Raw genomic sequence first — 16,588 nt, 5'->3', positions numbered from 1 at the left:
GGTGTACACGGAACACGCAACTTGCAGCGTGCAGCGGGCGCGGCAAGTCGGCCTTCGCTGAACGCCGGAAACGGCAAACCCCACGCGAGCGCGTGGGGTTTGCTTTTTGACGAGCCGAATTCACCGCATCAGTGCGCCGCGGGCCGCCACTTCAGCAAACGCCGCTCGACGGCGGTCAGTAGATAATCCGCCGCGAGCGCAACCACGGCGAGCACGATCATCGCCGCGAACACGCCGCTCGCGTTGAACGCGCCTTGCGCCGTCGAGATCAGCAAGCCGATGCCCTGCTTCGAGCCGAGAAACTCGCCGACGACCGCGCCGACCAGCGCGAAGCCGAAGCTGACGTGCAGGCTCGCGAGAATCCACGAAAGCGCCGAAGGAATCACGACCGAAGTCGTCACCTGACGCCGCGACGCGCCGAGAATCTGCGCATTCGCGATCATGTAACGGTCTGCTTCGCGCACGCCCTGGAACGCATTCGCGAACACGACGAAGAACACCATCACCACGGCGAGCGCGACTTTCGACGCCATCCCGAGGCCCAGCGCGATCACGAACACCGAGCCGAGCACGACGCGCGGAATCGAATTGGCGATCTTGATATAGAGGCTGAACACGTCCGACAGCAGCTTATTGCGGCCAAGCACGATCCCGCAGATCACGCCCGCCACCGAGCCGATGATGAAGCCGAGCACGGTCTCTTCCAGCGTGACCCACACTTGCGTGAGCAGCGGCCCTTGCGAAGTACCTTCGACGAACCATTCGACGATCTGATCGAAGATCGCGGACGGCATCGAGAAGAAAAACGGATCGATCCAGTGCAGGCGCGCCGAGAGTTCCCAGCCACCGAGCACGAACACGAGCACGGCGATGCGCAATCCGATCACGAGCGCGTGGCGCTGCTTGATGCGCCTTTGCGCCTCGCGTTCGACTTGCGCGAGCGCGCCCGGATCGATGCCCGAAGGCATCGCTTGTTGCGTGGACATGGTGATGTTCCTTTGGAGCGGGTTCAACCGATCTGCACTTCTTCGCGCAGGTCGTGCCAGATATCGCGCGAAATTTCGATGAAGCGCGGGTGATAGCGAATCTCCGACGTGATGCGCGGACGCGGCAGATCGATCTCGTAGACCTTCTTGAGCGTCGCGGGCCGCGCCGTGAGCACGAACACGCGATCCGCGAGCGCGATCGCTTCTTCGAGATCGTGCGTGACGAACACGACCGAGCCCGCGTTCGCCGACCACAGTTGCAGCAGTTCGTCCTGCATCAGCGTGCGCGTTTGCATGTCGAGCGCGGAGAAGGGCTCGTCCATCAGCAGGATTTCGGGCTTGTTGATGAACGTCTGCGCGAGCGCGACGCGCTTTCTCATGCCGCCCGACAACTGATGCGGATAGTGCTTGCCGAACTTGTCGAGCCCGACGCGGCGCAGCCACGACTGCGCTTCGTCGTAAGCGGCGGACTTCGAGCGGCCGCGATAAATCGGGCCGGCCGCGACGTTGTCGAGCACCGAGCGCCACGGGAACACGGCGTCGGCCTGAAAGACAAAGCCGATGCGCGGGTCGATACCGTCGACCGGTTGGCCCATCACGCGCACTTCGCCCGTCGTCGGCTTGAGCAGGCCCGTGATCATGCTGAGCGTGGTGGACTTGCCGCAACCGGTCGGCCCGACAATCGCCACGAACTCGCCCTTCGCGACCGACATGCTGAAGTCGCGCAGCGCGACCGTCGCGCGGCCATCGGGCGAAATGAAGCGGCACGATACGTGGCGCAATTCGATCGCGGGTTGAGTGGATTGATTCATCGTGGAAACCTCACTTCGACGCCGTCGCCGTGCCCGACAGATATTCGTTCGAATACGTGCGCGCCAGATCGATATGCTTGCCCTTCACCGACGGATTGAACGCGGCGAGCACCTTCAACACGGTGTCGGGACCATCGGCGGGCATCTTGCCGTCCTTCGTGAACATCGGCAGCGAGGCCTTCAACGCGGCCACGTACAGGTCCTTGTTCTTCGCGTAATAGTCCTTTGGCATCTTCGCGGTGATCTCTTCGGCGCTATGCGTCGCGATGAAGTTCAGCGTCTTCGCGAACGCGCGCGAGAGCTTCGCGGCGTCGGCCTTGTGCGATTCGGCCCACGCGCGCTGCACGTAGAAACTCGACGCCGGATACGTGCCGCCGAGCGCGGCCCGCGTGCCTTCGAGCGTGCGCATGTCGACGAGCACCTTCGCCTCGCCCGTCTTCAGCAGTTGCGAGATGGTCGGCTCGGTCGTCATGCCCGCATCGATGCGATCCTGCTTGATCGCCGCGATGAAGCTCGCGTCCGCGCCCACCGGCAGCAGCGTGTATTCCTTCGAGGAGACACCCGCGCGCTGGGCTAGATATTGCGTGAGAAAACTCGTCGACGAGCCGAGGCCCGTCACGCCGAGCGTCTTGCCTTTCACGTCGGCCATGCTCTTGAGCTTGTCGGCCTGCTTCGTCGAAACCATTTCGACTTCGCCCGGCACTTGCCCGAAGATCACGAGCGCCTGCACTTCCTTGCCCTTGCTCTGCAGATCGATGGTGTGATCGTAGAAGCCGACGACGCCTTGCACCGCGCCGGCCAGCAATTCGTTCTCGGCATCGACGCCGGCGGGCTGCGACAGGATTTCGACGTCGAGCCCTTCGTCCTTGAAATAGCCGAGCTGCTCGGTCAGCTTCGCGGGCAGATAAATGATCTTGGTCGCGCCGCCGACCATGATGGAAATCTTCTCGGCGTGAGCGGATACGGAAGCGGCGGCGAGGGCGAAAGCAATACCGGACACAGCAGCGATCTGGCGCAGAGTACGCATCAGTAGTCTCCTTGTTGTGGGCCTTGATGAAAGGGATGGCCCGCTTTTTCAGTTGTGTGCGGCGATTATAGAAAGGTGAAACCTTCTGCAAGCTTTCTGTGTAGATGGGAAGACGTGGGTGTTAACCCGATGCTTCATAAGCGGCCATTGCCCCCTACAATCGCCCGGCTATGCTCCGCACGCGCGTGTAAATCGCTTATGAAACTGCTGCTGATCGAAGACAACCCGACGCTTTCGCTCTGGCTCGCGAAGATGCTGGAACAGGAGTCCTTCACGCTCGAAGCCGTGCAGGACGGCGAATCCGCCGATCAACGGCTGCGCACGAACCAATACGATGTCGTGTTGCTCGATCTCAACCTGCCGCGTCTGTCGGGCAAGAACGTGCTGCGCCGCATGCGTCAGCGAGGCGACGCGACGCCGGTCATGATCCTCACGGCGAGCGGTTCCATCGACGAGAAAGTGGAGTTGCTCGGCGCGGGCGCGGACGATTACCTGGTGAAGCCTTTCGAGGTGCGCGAACTCGTCGCGCGCGTAAAGGTGATGATCCGGCGGCGCAGTTCATCGACGGCGAACGAGGTGTCGTGCGGCGATCTCGTGTTCGATATCGACACGCGCCAGTTCACGGTCAAGGGTGCGCCGCTCAACGTGACGCCGCGCGAGCGCAGCGTGCTCGAAGCGCTTATTTTGCGGCTCGGCAAGACGGTGTCGAAGATGTCGCTGCTCGATGCGATCTTCACGCACGAGGACAGCCCAAGCGAGGACGCGCTCGAAATCTACGTGTCGCGGCTGCGCAAGAAGCTCGACGGCAGTTCGGCGGCGATCGTCACGCTGCGCGGGCTGGGCTATCTGCTGCGCAAGAAGGACGATGACCAATAGCCTGCGCGTCCGCTTGCTGTGGTGGCTGCTCGTGCCGCTCGCGATCTACGTGTTCGTGACGGGCAAGGCCGCCTACGACAACGCGCGTCACACGGCCGATCTCGTGCAGGAAAACACGCTGCTCGCATCGGCGCGGATGATCGCGGGCGAGGTCGAATGGTCGGACGGCCGATTGCTCGTCGATATTCCGCCCGCCGCGCTCGAAGTGTTCGCGTCGCCAGAGGGCGATCAGGTGTTCTACAACGTGAGCGTCGACGATGGCCGCCTGCTCGCTGGCGTGCCCGATTTCCCGACGCGCGCCGCCGCGCACCGCGACACGCCGGATTACTACGATGCCGATCTCGACGGCAAGCCGATACGCGCCGTCGGCTTCGTGCGCCAGATGTACGACAACGGCGCGATCCGTCGCGTGCTCGTGTCCGTCGGCAAGACGCAGGCTTCGCGAGATGCGATGGTGCGCGAGCTATGGCGTCCGCAACTCGTGCGGCAGATCGAGATGGTATTGCTGGCGGTGGCGCTCGCGTGCATCGGTTTGACGTTCGAACTGCGGCCGCTCCTGAAGGTGAAGAAAGAAGTAATGGACCGCGATCCGATGCAACTCGAACCTTTGCGCGTCGAGCGAATGCACACGGAGTTGCGGCCTATCGTCGAGGCGATCAATCAGTGCATCGCGCGGCTCGGGCTTCAGGTCGCGGCGCAGCGGCGCTTCATCGCGGACGCGGCGCATCAGTTGCGCACGCCGCTCACGCTGCTGGAGACGCAATTGCAGTTCGCGCGGCAGCATTGCGAGATGGAGCCGTCGCTGAATGAAACGCTCGCGGCAATGCAGCGAAGCAATCGCTCGATGGTCGGTCTCACCAACAAGCTGTTGCTGCTCGCGCAGGCCGAAGCCGCGGACTACACACAGCTTGCCCGGCGCAAGGTCGATCTCGCGGTCATCGCGCAGGACGTGATCGAGGATCTCGCGATGTTCGCGCAGAAGCGCGAGATCGATCTGGGCGCGGAACTGGACGGAGCGGCGTGGATCATCGGGCATGAAGGGCTGCTGACGGCGCTCGTGTACAACCTCGTCGAGAACGCGATCCGCTATACGCAGGCGGGCGGGCATGTGACCGTCGCCGTCACGCGCGATGCGCCGCGCGTGACGCTTAGTGTCATTGACGACGGCCCCGGCATTCCCGCCGAAGCGCGCAGCCGCGTGTTCGAGCCGTTCTATCGCGCATCCGCCGATACGGAAGGAACCGGCCTCGGGCTCGCGATCGCGAAGGAAATCGTGCAGGCGCATCGTGGGGAAATCGTGCTGGCGCACCGCGCGCATCCGGATCGCGGCGTGATCGTGACGGCCGTATTCACGGACGTTTCCTGAATCCTATGAAATGAACAATCGCGTTCGATCGCGCGTTGGCAAATATACTTCTCCTACCTTGCGTAGCGGCAATTGCGGAGAAGAAGATGAGGCGACGTGCAGCGTGGCTATTTGCATTATTGTTAGGAATGCTGTTTAGCGGATGCGGCGGAAACGACAGCGCATCCGATGCCGTGAACGCTGCGGCCAAGGACTTCAGCGGACAAGCGAATGCACAGGTGAATGCCACGGACAAGGGCTTCGCGCTGTCCACGGTCATCTGGAAGCAGTTTCCGATTGGCGTGTGCTGGGATTTGAGCAATGCCGACTTCGCCCTGTATACCAATCAGCGCGCCTGGAGTCAGTCCGCGGTCGAGGAAAGCTGGGAGGCGCATTCCGGCGTCGTGTTCACGGGCTGGCAGCAATGCACCAACGCCCCGAACTATTACGGCATTCGGATATCGGTCGAGGACAGCGCCGCGACCGGACCGCATACGCAAGGTCTCGGAACGACGCTCAACAACGTCGTCGGCGGCATGGTCTTCAACTTCACCTTCAAGAACTGGAGCACGAGTTGCGTGGGCCGCGAAGAGTATTGCATTCGCGCGATTGCCGCACACGAGTTCGGTCATGCGCTGGGATTCGCGCACGAGCAGAATCGGCCGGACACGCCGTCGACCTGCAAGGAGCCGGCGCAAGGCACTTACGGCGACACGATGATCGGCGCGTGGGATCTGGCGTCGATCATGAACTACTGCAATCCGCAATGGAACGGTAACGGGGAACTGAGCGCGACGGATATCGTGATGGCGCAGATGTTTTACGGCGCGCCGCCCGCCACGCCGACCGTCGCGGCCGCGTCAGCACGGTGAGAAGCAAAGGGATGAGCCTCGATTCGGTCGAGGCTCATCCAGAAAACAGGCGATCGACCGTTCGCTAATTTTGGATCCAAAATCCTTGATTCAATTTTGAGACCGGCGCACAATCGCTCCACGCCCAATCCAACGCCGCCGACGGAGCCCCCATGATCGACCGAGCCAACGCCGTTGCGAACCCCTATGCCGCGAGCGACAGCCCGCGCGTTTCATCGAAGACCAGTCGCGCTGTAACCGCCGCCGTCGTCGGCAATATCCTCGAGTGGTTCGATTTCGGAACCTATGCATTTCTCGCGACCGTCATCGCCAAGGTAATGTTTCCGACCGGCGACGACTTCGCCGCCATGCTCGGCACATTCGGCGCGTTCGGCCTGGGCTTCGCGGCGCGTCCGTTCGGCGCGATCGTGTTCGGCTGGCTCGGCGACAAGAAAGGCCGCAAGTGGACGCTTACTTTCGTTATGCCGCTGATGGCCGCCGCGACGCTCTTCATGGCGCTGCTGCCGACGTATGCGTCAATCGGCATCTGGGCGCCGATCCTGCTCATCGCCGCGCGCATGCTGCAGGGCATTTCGGTGGGCGGCGAACTGGGCAACGCGGTCGCGTTTCTCGTCGAATGGGCGCCGCCGAACAAGCGCGGGCTCTACGGCAGCTTCCAGCAATGCAGCACGCTCGGCGGCATGCTGCTCGGCTCGGGCGCGGCCGCGCTCATGACGACGCTGCTCAGCCCGCAGGCGATGCTCGACTGGGGCTGGCGCGTGCCGTTCATCATCGGTGCGATCGTGATCGGGCCGATTGGCTGGATCATCCGCAAGCGCAGCGAGGAAACGCCCGTCTATCAGAGCGCGACCGACGAAGCGCCCAAGGCGAAGGGCCGCGCGCCCGCGCTGCTCGGCCTGCAGGCGTGCGGACTCGTGATCGTGTGGACGGTCTCGCTCTATGTGCTGCTCAACTATCTGCCGTCGTTCACGACGAAATACGTCGGCATGCATCCGTCGACGGCGCTGTGGCTCAACACGGCGGGGCTGATCGTGATGACCGCGTCGATCCCATTCTGGGGCGCGGCGTCGGACCGCTTCGGCCGCAAGCCCATCTACATGATCGGCTGTCTCGCCTTTCTCGTGCTGCCGTATCCGATCTTCCACGTGATGCTCGCCTACAAGTCGGCGGCGATCGTCGGCGCGGTGCAGGTGCTGGGCGGCGTGATCATCGGCATTTTCTCGGGCGTCGGGCCGGCCGTGCTGTCCGAGCTTTTTCCGACGAAAATCCGCACGACGTGGATGTCGATCGGCTACGGCATCGCCAACGCGGTGTTCGGCGGTTTCGCGCCGATGATCGCCATCGCGCTCATCAAGGGGACCGGCTCGCCGCTTTCGCCCGCGTACTTCGTGATGCTCGCGGCGCTGCTTTCGACCATCACGTTGTTCACCATCAAGGAGACGGCGCACGCGCCGCTGCAATAACCATGCGCTGGAACCGAACGCTGACCGTAGTGAACTGCCACGCCGAAGGCGAAGTCGGCAACGTCGTGACGGGCGGCGTTTTCGACGTGCCGGGCGCCACGATGTTCGACAAGATGATGCACCTCGAAGAAGTGCGCGACGATCTGCGCCGCATCTGCATTTTCGAGCCGCGCGGCTCGGCGAATCAGACCGTGAACTTCGTGCTGCCGGCGACCGACCCGCGCGCGCAGATGGGCTACGTGATCGCCGAATCGACCGAATATCCGGCGATGTCCGGCTCGAACACGATGTGCGTCGCGACCGTGCTGCTCGAAACCGGCATCTTGCCGATGACCGAGCCCGTGACCGAACTCGTGCTCGAAGCGCCCGCCGGGCTCATCCATCTGCGCTGCTCGTGCGCGAACGGCAAGGTCACGAAGGTCGAGTTCACGAATCAGCCCGCGTTCGCAAATCATCTCGACAAGACGATCGAGGTCGAAGGCATCGGCAGCCTCACCGTCGATGTCGGCTATGGCGGCATGACGTATGTGATCGTCGATGCGCACAAGCTCGGCTTTCGCATCGCGCCCGACGAAGCGCGCGAACTGTGCGAACTCGGGCAGCGCATCAAGGCCGCGGCGGCGCAGCAGTTGCCGTCGCCGCATCCGCTCAATCCGCTCATCAAGGGCATCACGATGACCGAGTTCGTCGGTCCGCTCTCGCGCGAAAACGGCGTGCTGAAGTCGCGCAATACGGTGATCGTGTCGCCGGGACGCTGCGACCGCTCGCCGTGCGGCACGGGAACGTCCGCGCGGCTTGCGGTGATGCACGCGAAAGGGCTGATCGACGTGGGCGAGACCTTTCTGCACGAGTCGATCATCGGGTCGATCTTCGAAAGCCGCATCGAGTCCGCGACGCGTCTCGGCGACGTTCCCGCCGTCGTGCCCGTGGTGGCGGGACAAGCGTGGATCACCGCGATTTCGCAAGTCGGCGTCGATCCGACCGATCGCTTCCAGACCGGCTTCACGCTCGCCGATACATGGTGCGAAGCCGTCGACGACAAGCTGATCAAATCGCGCGTGAGCTCATGAGCATGGCGGGTGAAGACATGGCGGACGTCGTCGTGATCGGCGCGGGCATCGTGGGGCTGGCGTGCGCGTGGGCCGCGCTGCGCGAAGGCGCGCGCGTGACGATTGTCGATCGCGATTTCGAAGGCGATCGCGCATCGCACGGCAATGCGGGCGGCATCGCGGTGACGGAGAGCACGCCTATCGCCGTGCACGGCATGTTCACGAAAGCCGCGAAATGGCTGATGGACCCGCTCGGGCCGCTCGCGCTCGACTGGCGGCATGTGCCGAAGGCGCTGCCCTGGTTCATGGCGTTTCGCCGCGCGGGCGAGCCGGCGCGTTTTCATGCGATTTCGCATGCGCTCGCGCTGCTGAACAATCGCGTCTACGACGACATCCTGCCGATGTTCGACGATATCGGCGCGAGCGCGATGCTTTATCGGCGTGGCGCGCTCACGGTCTATGAAACCGATGAAGCCTTCGCCGCCGATCAGGCCGAGTGGTCGTTCAAGCGCGAACTGGGCGCGCGCTGGCATGCGTTGAACGCGCAGCAGGTGCGCGAGTGCGAGCCGTCGCTCGCGCCGGTGTTCAGGCATGGCGTGTTTCTCGACGACTGGTCGCATATCGGCGATCCGCGCCGCATCGTCACGCTGTTGCGCGAGCGCGTGCGTGAACTCGGCGCGCGCTTCGTGACGGGCGTCGCGCGCGCCATCGAAGCGCCGGAATCCGTCTTGCTCGAAGACGGCGAGCGCGTGAAAGGCCGGCGCATCGTGATCGCGGCGGGCGCGTGGTCGGCGGCGCTCGCGAAATCGATCGGCGAGCGCGTGCTGCTCGAAAGCGAGCGCGGCTACAACGCGACGCTGCCGAAGCACGGCGTCGCACTGACGCGCGAAGTGATTTTCGCGGAGCGCAAGTTCGTCGCGACGCCGCTCGACGTCGGCTTGCGAATCGGCGGCGCGGCGGAGTTCGCGGGCATCGACGCGCCGCCAAACTATCGGCGCAGCGACGCGCTGCTCGAACTGGGCAAGCGCTTCATTCCCGGCATCGACGATACCGGCGCGGCGAAGTGGATGGGTCATCGCCCCGCGACGCCCGATTCGTTGCCGGTAATCGGCGCATCGGCGCGCGTGCCGTCGGTCGTCTACGCATTCGGACACGGGCATCTCGGCCTCACGCAATCGGCGACGACCGCCGCGCTCGTCGCCGATGTGCTCGCCGGCCGCACGCCGCGCGTGCCGCTCACGCCGTACTCGATCGAACGTTTCTAAACTGGAGGAGCAACCATGCAAGTGAACTGGAAAGGCGTATTCCCCGCGGTCACGACGAAACTCAAACAGGACGGCTCGCTGGATCGCGACGCCATCGTGAGCGGTCTGAACCGTCTCATCGACAATGGCGTCGGCGGCGTCGTGATGATGGGCATGGTCGGCGAGAACGCGCAGCTCACGCCCGAAGAAAAGCGCACGGTGCTGAAAATCGCGGTCGAAACGGTGAATGGGCGCGTGCCCGTCATCTCCGGTCTCGCGGAACTGAACACGGCCAACGCGATGCAATTCGCGAAGGACGCGGAAGCGATCGGCGTGCAAGGACTGATGGTGTTTCCGGGCCTCACGTATCGCTCTGACGATCGCGAGACGGTCGAATACTATCGGACGATCGCGCGCTCGACGAAGCTCGGTCTGATGCTCTACAACAATCCGCGCGGCTATGGTGTCGATCTGCGTCCCGATCTGCTCGCGCAACTGGCCGACGAACCGAACGTCGTCGCGATCAAGGAAGAGACCTACGACACGACGCGCGTCACCGATCTCTACGCGCGTTTCGGCGACCGCTTCGTCGTGTTCTGCGGCGTCGACGATCTGATCGTGGAATCCGTCGCGCTCGGCGTGAAAGGCTGGGTTTCAGGCATGGCCAACGCGATGCCGAAGGAATCCGTCGACTTGCTGAATTACGCGGTGAACGGCGAATACGACAAGGCGCGCGCGCTCTATCGCGCGCTGATCGATCTCTTTCATCTCGACACGCACGTGAAGCTCGTGCAGTACATCAAGCTCGCGGAAAACATCACGGCGGGTTATCCGGAGTACGTGAAGGCGCCGCGCCTGCCGCTCGAAGGCGCGGAGCGGCAGCGGACCATCGAGATCGTCGAGAAGGCGATTGCCGGCGTGCGGGCGCTTTCGCGATGAAGTCCACGTTCTTCTGCATCGACGGACACACGTGCGGCAATCCGGTGCGCGTCGTCGCGGGCGGCGCGCCGCCGCTCGAAGGCGCGAACATGATCGAACGGCGCGCGCATTTCCTGCGCGAGTTCGACTGGATACGCACCGCGCTCATGTTCGAGCCGCGCGGCCACGAAGTGATGTCCGGCAGCATTCTTTATCCGCCGACGCGTCCCGATTGCGATCTGGCGATTCTCTTCATCGAAGTGAGCGGATGTCTGCCGATGTGCGGGCACGGCACCATCGGCACGGTGACGACGGCCATCGAACACGGACTCGTGCGCCCGCGCGAGCCGGGCGTGCTGCGGCTCGATACACCCGCCGGTCTCGTGATCGCGCGTTACCGGATGAACGGCGAACATGTCGATTCGGTGCAGCTCGTGAACGTGCCTTCGTTTCTGCATTCGCGGGACTTGTCCGTCGAGGTCGAAGGCTTGGGCGAAATTCGTTTCGATGTCGCGTATGGCGGCAACTTCTACGCCATCGTCGAGCCGCAGCGCAACTATGAAGGCCTGCACGCGCTGAAGCCGTCCGACATTCAGCGCCTGAGCCCGGTGCTGCGTCAGAAGGCGAACGAGAAATACGCGTTCGTGCATCCGGAAAACGACGCGATACGCGGTCTCGGTCACGTAATGTGGACCGGCGAGCCAACGGTCGAAGGCGCGAGCGCGCGCAACGCGGTGTTCTACGGCGACAAGGCCATCGACCGCTCGCCGTGCGGCACGGGCACGTCGGCGCGCATGGCGCAGCGCGTGGCGAAAGGACAATTGAAGCTCGGCGAGCGCTTCGTGCATGAGAGCATCATCGGCACCTTGTTCGAAGGCGTGCCGATGGAAGCGGCGCGCGTCGGCGAATACGATGCGATCGTTCCGGCCATCGAAGGATGGGCGCGCGTGACCGGCCACAACACGATTTTCGTCGATGACCGCGATCCGCTTGCGCACGGATTCCTGCTGAAATAAAGGGAGAAAACGCCATGTTGATTCTGAAGAACGCCCGCGTGCTCGATGCCGACCACGAGCGCGACGACGGCCGCTACTCGATCGTGATCGACGGCGACACGATCCGCGAAGTCACGCGCGAGCCGGTGGAGGCGAGCGGCGCGCAAGTGATCGATGTCGGCGGCAAGACGGTGATGCCCGGCATGATCGACTGCCATGTGCATGTCATCGCGTCGGTGGCGCATCTGGGCAACAACAGCCGTCTGCCGAACACGTTCGCCGTGCTGCGCGCCGTGCCGATTCTCGCGGGCATGCTGGAGCGCGGCTTCACGACCGTGCGCGACGCGGGCGGCGCCGACTACGCGCTGTCGCGCGCGATCGAAGACGGCGTGATCGCGGGGCCGCGCCTGTTCGTCGCGGGCAAGGCGCTGTCACAAACCGGCGGCCACGGCGATTTCCGCGAGCGCTTCGATAACTCCGATCCCGACCCGTGCGGATGCAATCGCAACATGGGCGCGATCGGGCGCGTGGTGGACGGCGTCGACGAAATGCGCAAGGCCGTGCGCGAGGAAATGCGCGCAGGCGCGAATCACATCAAGATCATGGCGTCGGGCGGCGTGGCTTCGCCGACCGATCCGATCGGCAATCTGCAATTCTCCGTCGATGAAGTGAAGGCGGCCGTCGAAGAGGCGGAATCGCATCAGACGTATGTGATGGCGCATGCGTACACCGCGAAGGCGATTTCGCGCGTCGTGAAGCTCGGCGTGCGCACGATCGAGCACGGCAATCTCATCGATGAAGAAGCGGCCCGCGTGATGGCCGAGCACGGCGCATACGCGGTGCCGACACTCGTCACCTACGACGCGATGTCGAAAGTCGGCGCGCAGATGGGCCTCGCGAAAGACACGCTCGACAAGAACGAATCGGTGCGCAAGCGCGGCCTCGAAGCGCTCGCGATGCTGCACGAACGCGGCGTGAAGATCGGCCTCGGCAGCGATCTTCTCGGCGACATGCATCAGTATCAGAGCGACGAGTTGTCGATACGCGCGGATATCGTCGGCGCGTTCGAGGCCATTCGTCAGGCGACGGCTATCGGCGCGGAAATCGTCAACATGAAGGGCAGGCTCGGCGTCGTCGCGGCGGGCGCGTATGCGGATCTGCTCGTCGTCGATGGCGATCCATTGAAGGATATTCGTGTGCTGACAGGGCAGGGCGAGCGCATCGCGGGCGTGATGAAAAACGGCGCGTGGGTACGCGAGAAGCTGCTGTGACGCTGCATGCTACGATGCCGCAACTTCACGCCCAAGCACGATAAGACTATGCCGCCGGTCGCCACCAAACCCGTTCGAACAGAGAGCGACTCCGCGCACAGGATCGTGCGCACGACGACGGTCGAACTCGTCACCACCGCGATCCGGCAGCGCATTCTCTCGGGCGATCTCGCGCCCGGCGAAGTGCTGCGCCAGGAAGCGCTCGCCGACGAACTCGGCGTGAGCCGCGTGCCGATTCGCGAGGCGATTACGCGGCTCACGGGCGAAGGCTTGCTGACGAAAGTGCCGCACAAGGGCGCGTATGTCGCGGAGTTATCGATAGAGGAAGTGCAGGAGACGTTCGAAATCCGCCTACGTCTGGAGCCGTGGCTCTTCTCGCAGGCGATTCCGCATATCACCGATGCCGAAATTGCGAAGGCCGAAAAGCTCGTCAGCGAAATGGATCACGCGGATTCGGGTGTCTGGGGCCAACTGAACTGGCGTCTGCACGAAACGCTTTATGTGCCGGCGCGGCGCGACATCACGTTGCAGATGTTGCGCGTGCTGCACGATCGCAGCGACCGCTATTTCCGCTTTCAGGTCGTGCAGGTGCCAATCCGCGAGCAGTCGCACGAAGAGCACACGAGCCTGATCGATGCATGCAGAAAGCGCGACGCGAAGCTCGGCGCGAAGCTGCTCGAACAGCATGTGAAGACGGCGGGGCAGCAGATCATCTCGGTGGTCGAGACGATCATGGCGCGCCAGGGCTGACGCGCACGCGGGCCATAAAAGCCGCGTCGGGCGCATCGATTTCTATGTGCGCATCGGCGGCGGCGATGTGGGCGAACGCCGCTTCATCGACCATCACGACCGGCACGTTCGACGCATACAGTTCGTTCGCGACGATCGCGCCTATCGACAGAATCAGATCACGCTCCGTGAGCACGATGCCCGCGGGCCCGGTGCCGTTGCGCAACGCTTCGGCGAGCACGCTGCTGCTCGAACTCGATCCGCGCGCACGCGGCATCACGAGAATGCGCGACGCGAGACTTTGGCCGTGGCCGGCATGCGTGGCATCGACGATCACGCCGCGCCCGGCGTCGTAACCGCCCCAGAAGCTGAGCGGCGGCAGTGCGATGCCCGGCGCGCGCGCGTGGCCGGGAACGAGCGTGATGGCCTCAAACGTGTTCATCGATGCACACCTTTCCTTCGAACGCCGATCGCACGCATTCGCTCATGCTGCCGAATGCGACCGTCACGCCGATATTCGCCGGCGCGTAGTGCGCCCATTTGCCCGAGTTGGTCATCACGAGGCCGCTCACCTGCTTCATCACCGGCGTGATGTACGTGCAGGTATCGACGACGATCTGCACCCCGCGCGCGGCCAGCTTGCGCGCGATGCCTTCCTCTTCGAGTTGCCAAAGCACGAAGCGGCTCGTGTTCACATAGATATCGCAGCGCGGCGCGCCGTCATGTCGCTCGATGAGCGCGGCGAGCGTGCGGAATTCATCGACGGAAAAATGCGGCGTGCCGAGGCTCACGGCGGCGAGCGCATCGCCGGGCAACGCGTGCATCCAGCGTTTGCGCACGGCATGAAGATCGGCGGCGCTGACCGCGATCGTGCGTTCGGGCGCGTGGCCTTGCAGCGCGGCATCGAGCGTCGCGGCTTCCGGCGTGATGCCGACCGCATGAAACAGCGCGACCGATCCGCTCGATGCCGCCGCCGCGCCGAGCGCTTTCAACTCGTCCTCGGTGGTGTCGCCGGGCAGGCCGGTGAGGGCGGCGACCGTCGCGCCGGCAACGCTCCCGAGCAGAAAGCCGAGCGCGGCGAAATCGGCATCGCGATGCGGCGACCCGCGCAGATCGGGCGCGTCGATCACGATGCGCGCCGCGCGATTGGCCGTGACGTGCAGGCCCGCGTTCGGCACGCGGGCGGTGATCGCGGCGGCGAGATCGAGGAAATCGCCGTAACGGCTCGTGCGCGCGCCGAGCACGGAGTTCGCGAAGACGATCGCATTCGATTCGGCCCACGCGATCTGATCGCCGAGCTTCGGACGATGCTTCAACTGATAAGGCGCGCATGTGAAGCTCGCCTCGCAGCCGAGTTCGATATGCGCCTGCATGAGCCGTTTTCCCGCGCTCGCGATACCGGCGTCGCCGCGAAAAAGCTCCGGGTGAATGAGATCGAGCGAGCCGACATTGAGCGTGGTCGGCACGGCGACCTTCGCGCCGCTCGCGACGAAGCGCTCGACGAAATCGAGGCTCGCCGCGCCGTGATAGAGACAGCCGTCGATATGCGCGCACGAGATATCGATGAGCGCATTCGCGTTCATGACGCGCGCCGTCGCCGCGACGATGCGCATCGCAAGCGCGAGGCCATCGCCGAAATCGCCGTTGAGCATCGCGGCGTCGCGTGGGGAAAGAGTGAGCATCGGGTTCGCTTACGCAGCGCGGATGGATGTCAGCGCAGGATAACGGATCGGCCCGAATCGATCCACCCGAAGCGAGTGGGGTAGCGCGTGCGCGCTTCTGGCTTACTGGCGGGATCGGATAACTTTCTTAAACCGGAGACGGCAATCATGGGCGTATTGAGCGGAGTTCGCGTTCTGGAGTTCGAGGCGATCGGTCCCGCGCCGTTCGGTGGCATGTTGCTCGCCGACATGGGCGCGGACGTGCTGCGCGTCGATCGGCCCGTCGCGCCCGGCGACCTCGGTCCGAAGATCGGCGGCAAGCACAAGAATCTGACGGGGCGCGGGCGGCGCTCGGTCACGCTCGATCTGAAAGAGCGCGATTCGGCCGATGCCGCGCTGGAGCTGATGTCGAAGGCGGATGTCGTCATCGAAGGATTTCGTCCGGGCACGATGGAGCGTCTCGGCATCGGTCCGGACGCGGCGCTCGCGCGCAATCCGAAGCTCGTGTACGGGCGCATGACGGGCTGGGGGCAGACCGGTCCGCTCGCGCCACGCGCGGGGCACGATCTGAACTACATCGCGTTGTCGGGCGTGCTGTCGGGAATCGGTCGCGCGGGCGAGGCGCCGGTGCCGCCGCTCAACCTCGTCGGCGATTATGGCGGTGGCGGCATGCTGCTCGCGCTCGGCGTGGTGGCGGCGCTTTTCAACGTGCAGCGCGGCGGCGCGGGCCAGGTGGTCGATGCCGCGATGATCGAAGGCGTGGCGCAACTCGGCACGATCTTCTGGGGTTTGATCGCGTCGGGCAACTGGCGCGAGACGCGCGAGAGCAATCTGCTCGATGGCGGCACGCCGTGGTACGACAGCTATCGCACGCGCGACGGGCATTACATGTCCGTCGGTGCGGTGGAGGCGCGCTTCTACGCGGAATTGCTGCAGAAGCTCGGACTCGCCAACGCAAATTTGCCCGCGCAGCACGATCGCGCCGGATGGCCGGTGCTGAAGGCGCGGTTCGCGGCGGCGTTTGCCGAACGCACGCGCGATGAATGGTGCCGCGCGTTCGACGGCAGCGATGCGTGCGTGGCGCCGGTGCTCGGGTTTTCGGAGGCGCCGGAGCATGCGCATCATCGGGCGCGCGGGAGTTTTGTCGAGTTCGATGGCGTCGTGCAGCCCGCGCCCGCGCCGCGCTTTTCCGCGACGCCCTCGGCAATCTCGCGTCCCGCGCCGCAGCGCGGCGAAGGCGGGCGCAATGCCTTGCGGGATTGGGGTTTGAGCGGAGCGGAACTGACGCGGCTTGGCGCGAGCGGACTGGGATTTAACGCGGAAGATTGAAAGGTAGATAA

16 protein-coding genes are annotated in these 16,588 nt (G+C 64.3%); 11 read left to right on the top strand and 5 right to left on the bottom strand.

The features are described 5' to 3' along the window. Nucleotides 1-128 precede the first annotated feature (128 nt). The 3 genes from AWB82_RS24735 to AWB82_RS24725 are packed head-to-tail and all read right to left on the bottom strand — an operon-like array spanning nt 129 to nt 2,825. Entirely contained in the window at nt 129-986 is an 858-nt protein-coding gene (locus AWB82_RS24735) for an ABC transporter permease (protein ID WP_200818198.1), read from the bottom strand. A 23-nt stretch (nt 987-1,009) separates the two neighbouring features. Then, nucleotides 1,010-1,798, bottom strand: coding sequence for an ABC transporter ATP-binding protein (locus AWB82_RS24730; protein WP_086971928.1), 789 nt, complete (start codon nt 1,796-1,798; stop codon nt 1,010-1,012). Between the two features lie 10 nt (nt 1,799-1,808). Next, the gene (locus AWB82_RS24725; RefSeq protein WP_086971926.1) at nt 1,809-2,825 is read right to left on the bottom strand and encodes an ABC transporter substrate-binding protein; all 1,017 of its coding nucleotides are present in this window, start codon (nt 2,823-2,825) and stop codon (nt 1,809-1,811) included. Between the two features lie 198 nt (nt 2,826-3,023). On the opposite strand from AWB82_RS24725, the gene AWB82_RS24720 reads away from it, so the two are divergent. The 10 genes from AWB82_RS24720 (at nt 3,024) to AWB82_RS24675 (ending at nt 13,608) form a co-directional block, all read left to right on the top strand. Then, entirely contained in the window at nt 3,024-3,701 is a 678-nt protein-coding gene (locus AWB82_RS24720; RefSeq protein ID WP_086971923.1) for a response regulator transcription factor, read from the top strand. Next, the gene (locus AWB82_RS24715) at nt 3,691-5,067 is read left to right on the top strand and encodes a sensor histidine kinase (RefSeq protein ID WP_086971921.1); all 1,377 of its coding nucleotides are present in this window, start codon (nt 3,691-3,693) and stop codon (nt 5,065-5,067) included. The genes AWB82_RS24720 and AWB82_RS24715 overlap by 11 nt, the downstream gene beginning before the upstream one ends. Nucleotides 5,068-5,240: 173 nt before the next feature. After that, nucleotides 5,241-5,918: a M12 family metallopeptidase gene (locus tag AWB82_RS24710; protein ID WP_235023429.1), complete on the top strand. Its 678-nt coding sequence runs from the start codon at nt 5,241-5,243 to the stop codon at nt 5,916-5,918. Nucleotides 5,919-6,070: 152 nt separating this feature from the next. Continuing rightward, nucleotides 6,071-7,381, top strand: a complete 1,311-nt coding sequence (locus AWB82_RS24705) for an MFS transporter (RefSeq protein ID WP_086971917.1) — start codon at nt 6,071-6,073, stop codon at nt 7,379-7,381. Between the two features lie 2 nt (nt 7,382-7,383). Beyond that, nucleotides 7,384-8,451, top strand: a complete 1,068-nt coding sequence (locus AWB82_RS24700; RefSeq protein WP_086971915.1) for a proline racemase family protein — start codon at nt 7,384-7,386, stop codon at nt 8,449-8,451. Then, entirely contained in the window at nt 8,448-9,695 is a 1,248-nt protein-coding gene (locus tag AWB82_RS24695) for an NAD(P)/FAD-dependent oxidoreductase (RefSeq protein WP_235023428.1), read from the top strand. The genes AWB82_RS24700 and AWB82_RS24695 overlap by 4 nt, the downstream gene beginning before the upstream one ends. Nucleotides 9,696-9,710: 15 nt before the next feature. Continuing rightward, the gene (locus tag AWB82_RS24690) at nt 9,711-10,613 is read left to right on the top strand and encodes a dihydrodipicolinate synthase family protein (protein ID WP_086971913.1); all 903 of its coding nucleotides are present in this window, start codon (nt 9,711-9,713) and stop codon (nt 10,611-10,613) included. Continuing rightward, complete coding sequence (locus AWB82_RS24685) at nt 10,610-11,608, top strand: 4-hydroxyproline epimerase (protein WP_086971911.1); 999 nt, start codon at nt 10,610-10,612, stop codon at nt 11,606-11,608. Before AWB82_RS24690 ends, AWB82_RS24685 begins: the two co-directional genes overlap by 4 nt. 14 nt (nt 11,609-11,622) lie before the next feature. Beyond that, entirely contained in the window at nt 11,623-12,858 is a 1,236-nt protein-coding gene (locus tag AWB82_RS24680; protein WP_086971909.1) for a metal-dependent hydrolase family protein, read from the top strand. Between the two features lie 48 nt (nt 12,859-12,906). Then, nucleotides 12,907-13,608, top strand: coding sequence for a GntR family transcriptional regulator (locus AWB82_RS24675; protein ID WP_086971907.1), 702 nt, complete (start codon nt 12,907-12,909; stop codon nt 13,606-13,608). On the opposite strand, the gene AWB82_RS24670 is transcribed toward AWB82_RS24675, so the two are convergent. After that, nucleotides 13,589-14,029, bottom strand: a complete 441-nt coding sequence (locus AWB82_RS24670; protein WP_086971905.1) for an aconitase X swivel domain-containing protein — start codon at nt 14,027-14,029, stop codon at nt 13,589-13,591. The genes AWB82_RS24675 and AWB82_RS24670 overlap by 20 nt on opposite strands. Further along, complete coding sequence (locus tag AWB82_RS24665) at nt 14,016-15,269, bottom strand: aconitase X (protein ID WP_086971902.1); 1,254 nt, start codon at nt 15,267-15,269, stop codon at nt 14,016-14,018. Before AWB82_RS24665 ends, AWB82_RS24670 begins: the two co-directional genes overlap by 14 nt. A 147-nt stretch (nt 15,270-15,416) precedes the next feature. Between AWB82_RS24665 and AWB82_RS24660 the strand changes: the two genes are divergently transcribed. After that, nucleotides 15,417-16,577, top strand: coding sequence for a CaiB/BaiF CoA transferase family protein (locus AWB82_RS24660; protein WP_086971899.1), 1,161 nt, complete (start codon nt 15,417-15,419; stop codon nt 16,575-16,577). The last annotated feature ends 11 nt before the right edge of the window (nt 16,578-16,588 follow it).

Source organism: Caballeronia glebae (genome assembly GCF_001545035.1).
In the GTDB taxonomy this organism is placed as follows: Bacteria; Pseudomonadota; Gammaproteobacteria; order Burkholderiales; family Burkholderiaceae; genus Caballeronia; species Caballeronia glebae.
Note: the sequence above shows the minus strand (reverse complement) of the source record. Positions and strands in the feature narration are given on the sequence as shown.

What these genes read in the sequence shown, in the direction of transcription:
- AWB82_RS24670 (WP_086971905.1), bottom strand. Translation starts at nt 14,029, where the DNA reads ATGAACACGTTTGAGGCCATCACGCTCGTTCCCGGCCACGCGCGCGCG.
- AWB82_RS24690 (WP_086971913.1), top strand. Translation starts at nt 9,711, where the DNA reads ATGCAAGTGAACTGGAAAGGCGTATTCCCCGCGGTCACGACGAAACTC.
- AWB82_RS24730 (WP_086971928.1), bottom strand. Translation starts at nt 1,798, where the DNA reads ATGAATCAATCCACTCAACCCGCGATCGAATTGCGCCACGTATCGTGC.
- AWB82_RS24665 (WP_086971902.1), bottom strand. Translation starts at nt 15,269, where the DNA reads ATGCTCACTCTTTCCCCACGCGACGCCGCGATGCTCAACGGCGATTTC.
- AWB82_RS24720 (WP_086971923.1), top strand. Translation starts at nt 3,024, where the DNA reads ATGAAACTGCTGCTGATCGAAGACAACCCGACGCTTTCGCTCTGGCTC.
- AWB82_RS24700 (WP_086971915.1), top strand. Translation starts at nt 7,384, where the DNA reads ATGCGCTGGAACCGAACGCTGACCGTAGTGAACTGCCACGCCGAAGGC.
- AWB82_RS24705 (WP_086971917.1), top strand. Translation starts at nt 6,071, where the DNA reads ATGATCGACCGAGCCAACGCCGTTGCGAACCCCTATGCCGCGAGCGAC.
- AWB82_RS24685 (WP_086971911.1), top strand. Translation starts at nt 10,610, where the DNA reads ATGAAGTCCACGTTCTTCTGCATCGACGGACACACGTGCGGCAATCCG.
- AWB82_RS24660 (WP_086971899.1), top strand. Translation starts at nt 15,417, where the DNA reads ATGGGCGTATTGAGCGGAGTTCGCGTTCTGGAGTTCGAGGCGATCGGT.
- AWB82_RS24680 (WP_086971909.1), top strand. Translation starts at nt 11,623, where the DNA reads ATGTTGATTCTGAAGAACGCCCGCGTGCTCGATGCCGACCACGAGCGC.
- AWB82_RS24735 (WP_200818198.1), bottom strand. Translation starts at nt 986, where the DNA reads ATGTCCACGCAACAAGCGATGCCTTCGGGCATCGATCCGGGCGCGCTC.
- AWB82_RS24725 (WP_086971926.1), bottom strand. Translation starts at nt 2,825, where the DNA reads ATGCGTACTCTGCGCCAGATCGCTGCTGTGTCCGGTATTGCTTTCGCC.
- AWB82_RS24715 (WP_086971921.1), top strand. Translation starts at nt 3,691, where the DNA reads ATGACCAATAGCCTGCGCGTCCGCTTGCTGTGGTGGCTGCTCGTGCCG.
- AWB82_RS24695 (WP_235023428.1), top strand. Translation starts at nt 8,448, where the DNA reads ATGAGCATGGCGGGTGAAGACATGGCGGACGTCGTCGTGATCGGCGCG.
- AWB82_RS24675 (WP_086971907.1), top strand. Translation starts at nt 12,907, where the DNA reads ATGCCGCCGGTCGCCACCAAACCCGTTCGAACAGAGAGCGACTCCGCG.